This window comes from Gemmata sp., assembly GCF_051859125.1.
Lineage (GTDB): Bacteria > Planctomycetota > Planctomycetia > Gemmatales > Gemmataceae > Gemmata.
Genome location: NZ_JBHYGG010000196.1, coordinates 1 through 3,963, shown reverse-complemented (window position 1 = coordinate 3,963; position 3,963 = coordinate 1). Strand labels below are relative to the sequence as shown.

Below are 3,963 nucleotides of genomic sequence, written 5' to 3'. Positions count from 1 at the left end.
GCCCCGTTCCTACGGGGAGAGGTCGCCGCGAGTCTTCGAGCGGCGGGTGAGGGGCGACCACCTCCACTGTTCCCCACCGGCCCGTTTCGATTCCCCTCACGTCTCCGAGGTGCCCCATGTCTCCACTACCCTTCTCGTCCCGGCTCGCCGCGTGCTCGCTGGCCGTCCTCGTGCTCGCGCCCGCGGCCCGCGCCGCCGACCCGGTCGAGGAGACGTTCCTGACGGCCGACGGGGTCCAGCTCCACGGCATGTTCACGAAGTCGGCCAAGGCCCCGGGGACCGACCCGGTCGCGGTGCTCCTGTACCCCCCGGGCAAGGACAACACGATGGCCAAGGGGGACTGGAAGGGGCTGGCGGCGCTGCTGGCGAAGAACGGGTACAACGTGTTCCAGTTCGACTGGCGGGGCCACGGCAAGAGCACGACCATCAGTGACCCGGCCCGGTTCTGGAACCTCGCCGGGCCGGGCGACCAGTTCGCGCCGAACCCGTTCACCGGCCCGTGGCACACGGCCCGGCTGATCCGCGGCGCGCCCGCGAACCCCCGCCAGCGGGTCAAGAACGACATCGAGTACAAGGACCTCGTGGTCCCGGCCCGGTACGCGCCGGCGTACCTCCTCGACCTGGCCGCGGCCCGGCACCACCTGGACACGAAGAACGACGCGGGCGACCTGAACACCAGTTCGATCTACCTGATCGGGGCCGGGGAGGCCGCGACGCTCGGGATCGCGTGGCTGGCGACCGAGTGGAACCGGCCGGCGTTCGCCCCGACCCCGAACCAGCTCGCGTTCTTCGGGGCCGGCGCGTTCCCGACGTACCGGTACGTCCCGCAGCCGCTCGCCGGCGGGCTGCCGAACGAGCTCGGCGGCGGCGACGTCTCCGGCGCGGTCTGGTTGTCCCCGGCCCGGCCGACCTCGGTGTCGTCGAACCTGCTCAAGAGCTGGGTGAGTGGCACGCCGAAGCTGCGGGAGAACAACCCGATGCTGTTCGTGTACGCGCCGAAGGACGCGGCGGGGAAGGTGCAGGCCCGGTACTTCGCGAACGAGGTGCTGGTCGCGGACCCGCCGGCCGGGGCCGCGGTCTCGAAGCTCGAACAGACGCTGGCGCACGAGGTCGAGCGGGGCGAGGCGCTGCGCGGCGACGCGCTGCTCGGGGCCGCCGTCGGAACCGAGGAGACGATCCTCCAGTACCTGGAGGCGATCCAGAAGAACCGCGCCAAGCTGATCCGCAAGAACCGCGGGTTCACCGCCCCGTGGTCGGTCCAGCTCGCGCAGGACTTCGGCCTCGCGGGGGGCGGGTTCGGGTTCCCGCGGCCGTGACGTGGTGATCGGCGAGCCCCAACACGTCCGGCCGCTCCCTGGTCATCTCGGTTCGTGGCTCTCCTCACCCGCCGCGAAGAGCGGCGACCTCTCCCCGTCGGAACGGGGCGGGGTGGGCAGGCTGGTGCGACCGCGAAGCCGGACGTTCGCGCGGGGGCAACACCTCGCCCCCCGTCTGGGGGGAGAGGTCGCCGCCGGGCTCTGACGGCGGCGGGTGAGGGGGCACCACGCGAAGACTCTACCGGGGGCGTCGACGCGGCCGGGGAAGGGCGCACGCCGGCCCCCCTCACCCGCGGCTCGCAGACTCGCCGCGACCTCTCCCCCCAGACGGGGGGCGAGGTGGGGGTGGCTGGCGCAACGCAATGCTCGCCCACCTGCATTGCTGGTGAGGGGGTCCACGGTACGAGGCGCGCCGGACACGCGATCGGTCCCACAGACGTTCCGTCACCGCAGGTAGCGGTTGACGACGTTCTCCAGCAGCTCCTGCCGGCCGGACGTGTTCTTCTCGGCCTCCCCCTTCTTGAGCATGTACGCTTCGAGTTCGTCGAACTTCGCCTTGCCGGCCTCGATGTCGGCGCCGATGCCGGTGTCCCACGAGGCGTAGCGCTGCGCGACGAAGTCCTTGAGCACGCCGTCCTTTCGGATCGCGGCGGCGATCTTCAGGCCGTGGGCGAAGGCGTCCATCCCGCCGATGTGCGCGTGGAACAGGTCGATCGGCTCGAAGCTCTCGCGGCGCACCTTCGCGTCGAAGTTCAGCCCGCCGCTGCCGAGCCCGCCCTGGTTGAGCACCACGAGCATCACCTGTGCGGTCTCGTACAGGTTGTTGGGGAACTGGTCGGTGTCCCAGCCGAGGAGCTCGTCGCCGCGGTTGGCGTCGATGCTGCCGAGCATGCCGTAGCTGCTGGCGTAGGTCAGCTCGTGGTGCATCGAGTGCCCGGCGAGCGTGGCGTGGTTGGTCTCGATGTTGAGCTTGAAGTCCTTCTCGAGCCCGTAGGTCCGGAGGAACGCGACGCACGCGGCGGCGTCGCTGTCGTACTGGTGCTTGGTCGGCTCCTTGGGCTTCGGCTCGATGAGGAACTGGCCGGTGAACCCGATCTTCTTCTTGTACTCGACGGCGAGGTGCAGGAACTTGGCGAGGTGGTCGAACTCGCGGCGCAGGTCGGTGTTGTAGAGGTTCATGTACCCCTCGCGGCCGCCCCAAAACACGTAGTTCACGCCGCCGAGTTCCTTGGTCGCCTCCATGGCCTTCTTCACCTGCGCGCCGGCGTACGCGAACACGTCGGCGTTGCAGCTCGTGCTGGCCCCGTGGACGAACCGCGGGTTGCTGAACAGGTTGGCGGTGCCCCAGAGCAGGTTGATGCCGGTGTCCTTCTGCTTCTGGCCGAGCTTCTTGACGACCGCGTCGAGGTTCTTGTTGCTCTCGGCGAGGTTCTTGCCCTCCGGGGCGACGTCGCGGTCGTGGAAGCAGTAGAACGGGACGCCGAGCTTCTGCATGAACTCGAACGCGACGTCGACCCGCTTGAGGGCCATGTCGAGCGAGTCGGTGCCGTCCTCCCACGGCCGCACGGCGCACCCGGGGCCGAACGGGTCGCCGCCCATCCCGCGGAACGTGTGCCAGTACGCGACGCCGAACCGGAGGTGGTCCTTCATCGTCTTGCCGTCGACGACCTCGGACGGATTGTAGTGCCGGAACGCGAGCGGGTTGGTGCTGTCCGGGCCTTCGTACTTGATCTGCGCCACTTCGGGGAAGAAGCTCATTGGGGTCACCTGGGAGGGAGTGCGGCCGTGTTGTGAGGGTAGCGGTTCGGTGGCCGCTCGGGTAGGATGGCGGGTGTCGAAACGGAGGCCGAGCATGAGCGCCGCAACCACCACCCCGCCCGCTGCCACCAACGGCGTCCACGCCTCACCCGTGGAGTACGTCAAGGCGCTCCCACCCGAGGACAAGCAAGCGGTGTTCCTGAGCCTGCTCCGCGAGGCGCTGGCCGAGAACGGGGACGCCGGGCTGCTGCCGGTGGACGATGAGAACGGGAAGCCGTTCGGTTACTACGTTCCGCCCAAGGCAGCGGCCGAGATCGCCGAGCGGGAACTCCCGAAACTCTCTCCCGAGCGGGAGCGCGAATTGGCCGACCGCCTGACGCGCCTGCACACCGCCGTCCCGATCGAGCAGGTCATTTCCGAACTCAGAGGACAGGCAGAGCAGGCTCGAACTGCACAACCGTAATCGTCCGCACCGTGCCGCCGAACAAGCGCCGCACCTCGGCCATGTGGTACACAACCCAGATCCCGTCCGCGTACCGCCACCAGCGCTCGTTCCCGTCGGCCGCTCGGGTTCGGCGCACGCCGGTGGGAATTCCCTGGTGCTGGTGGAACTGTTGGGTGATGTCTTCGAGGTACACCGTACCCACATCAAGGGCCGCCGCCTTCGTTCGGCACCGCGATTCGAGCAGTCGGATCAACTCGTGACGCGCCTCGGGCAGAATCTGTACGACGACTTTCATGGCGCACCTCCCGCGTCGAGTGTACCCGATCACTCCTTTCCGAGCACCAGATCGACGACCCAGCACCCGCCGCGGCAGGCTTGTAGCCCCGGACGGGGCGGCGGATGGTAGCCAGGGGTGCGGCCCGCTTCGGGCAAACCCCTGGTCCC

4 protein-coding genes are annotated in these 3,963 nt (G+C 69.2%); 2 read left to right on the top strand and 2 right to left on the bottom strand.

Annotation, left to right across the window (positions count from 1 at the left end; genetic code table 11):
- Positions 1–116: 116 nt before the first annotated feature.
- Positions 117–1,316 (top strand): hypothetical protein, encoded by a 1,200-nt coding sequence (locus ACTIGN_RS16905; protein ID WP_439625905.1) that lies wholly within the window; start codon positions 117–119, stop codon positions 1,314–1,316.
- 444 nt (positions 1,317–1,760) lie between these two features.
- On the opposite strand, the gene xylA is transcribed toward ACTIGN_RS16905, so the two are convergent.
- The gene (gene xylA / locus ACTIGN_RS16900) at positions 1,761–3,074 is read right to left on the bottom strand and encodes a xylose isomerase (protein WP_439625903.1); all 1,314 of its coding nucleotides are present in this window, start codon (positions 3,072–3,074) and stop codon (positions 1,761–1,763) included.
- A gap of 94 nt (positions 3,075–3,168) precedes the next feature.
- Here xylA and ACTIGN_RS16895 point away from each other — a divergent pair, with 94 nt between their 5' ends.
- Positions 3,169–3,537: a hypothetical protein gene (locus tag ACTIGN_RS16895; RefSeq protein ID WP_439625901.1), complete on the top strand. Its 369-nt coding sequence runs from the start codon at positions 3,169–3,171 to the stop codon at positions 3,535–3,537.
- Here ACTIGN_RS16895 and ACTIGN_RS16890 read toward each other — a convergent pair.
- Positions 3,497–3,814 carry a hypothetical protein gene (locus ACTIGN_RS16890; RefSeq protein ID WP_439625899.1) on the bottom strand — a complete coding sequence of 106 codons (318 nt, stop codon included), beginning with the start codon at positions 3,812–3,814 and terminating at the stop codon, positions 3,497–3,499. The genes ACTIGN_RS16895 and ACTIGN_RS16890 overlap by 41 nt on opposite strands.
- Positions 3,815–3,963: the final 149 nt, after the last annotated feature.